The 520-nt window shown below is 72.1% G+C and carries 1 protein-coding gene; it reads left to right on the forward strand.

Going from position 1 to position 520, the window contains the following annotated elements:
* Positions 1–61 precede the first annotated feature (61 nt).
* A partial coding sequence (locus ADINL_RS07170) for an ATP-binding cassette domain-containing protein (RefSeq protein ID WP_152547639.1) occupies positions 62–520 on the forward strand: 459 nt, incomplete at its 3' end.

Here is a 520-nt window from a genome sequence, read left to right on the forward strand (position 1 = left end):
CACGCCCCACCGGCACGACACCGCCCCGACCGCCCCGGCCATCCGGGTGTCGGGACTGACGATGACCTACGGCACCCGTCGGGTGCTCGAGGGAATCGACCTCGAGATCGGAATGCGCGAGAAGATCGCGATCCTCGGCCCCAACGGCGCCGGGAAGAGCACGCTCGTCGAGACGCTTGAGGGCATCCGCCGCCCCTCCTCCGGCGAGGTGACGGTGCTGGGCGAGATCCCCTCCACCGCGCCCGAGGCCTGGAAGTCGCGCATCGGCATCGTGCTGCAGTCGTGGCGCGATCACGGCACGTGGCGGGTGATCGACATCCTCCGCTACGTCGCCGCCGGGCACCGCACCGTCGGCCGCGACGATCTCCGAGACCCGGCCGAGATGCTCGCCGCCGTGGGCCTGGCCGACCGGTCCCGGCAGCTCATCCGCACGCTCTCGGGCGGCCAGCGGCGCCGACTCGACGTCGCGTGCGCGCTGATCAGTCGACCCGACGTCCTCTTCCTCGACGAGCCCACGAGA

This window comes from Nitrincola lacisaponensis (assembly GCF_000691225.1).
GTDB classification, from domain to species: Bacteria; Pseudomonadota; Gammaproteobacteria; order Pseudomonadales; family Balneatricaceae; genus Nitrincola; species Nitrincola lacisaponensis.